Annotated in this window: 2 protein-coding genes; both read left to right on the top strand. The window is 33.2% G+C overall.

The window, feature by feature from the left end:
* Positions 1 to 109: 109 nt before the first annotated feature.
* On the top strand, positions 110 to 319 hold the full coding sequence (locus Q9306_RS24540; RefSeq protein ID WP_306203238.1) for a hypothetical protein: 210 nt from the start codon (positions 110 to 112) through the stop codon (positions 317 to 319).
* A 43-nt stretch (positions 320 to 362) separates the two neighbouring features.
* The gene (locus tag Q9306_RS24535; RefSeq protein ID WP_306203236.1) at positions 363 to 584 is read left to right on the top strand and encodes a hypothetical protein; all 222 of its coding nucleotides are present in this window, start codon (positions 363 to 365) and stop codon (positions 582 to 584) included.
* The last annotated feature ends 51 nt before the right edge of the window (positions 585 to 635 follow it).

Genomic DNA, 635 nt, shown 5'->3' with positions numbered 1-635 from the left:
GATAATGTTACGTTATGTTAACTCTCTATGAATATAATATACAACAAAAATCACACAATGTATTACTCCCCCTAATGGTATAATAAGGAAAAACGGAAGGGGAAGCTCCATGAATTTCATACAAGTTTTTGATGCTATATTCAGTATACTGCATAACTTTTTTTCAAAGGGAATTTGGATAGTCCTGTTCTTCTTTTTCTTGAATAAGTTGTACGAGAGCCAAAGATTGGCGACAACATCACGTGTGATTACTGCCGTTCTTCTTGGACTTTATCTCTTTTACATTAGTATTTTAAGACCACTATACTACTCCTTTTGATAGGGAGTGGTTTGCAATAAGAGTCGATATTAGAGGTGAAATGATGGAATTTTTTGATTGGCAAATAGACATGGTTGAGAGTTTAAAGCCATACATAGACATAGAAAATAAGAGGTTGGCTGTTTTAACAAAGCAAGATGATGACATTCACATTGTTTTAGAATTTGATGAAAACAATCACTTGATACTACACCCAAGATGGAATATAAACATTACTATTTTAGGTGATAAGCATTTGAAACTTAATACAAATTCTGATACCTAACGGACCCAACGATTTAACTTCCGCTTTCGAGAATTATGTGAACACGAAAGT

This window comes from Bacillus multifaciens (assembly GCF_030756675.1).
In the GTDB taxonomy this organism is placed as follows: Bacteria; Bacillota; Bacilli; order Bacillales; family Bacillaceae_G; genus Bacillus_A; species Bacillus_A multifaciens.
Note: the sequence above shows the minus strand (reverse complement) of the source record. Positions and strands in the feature narration are given on the sequence as shown.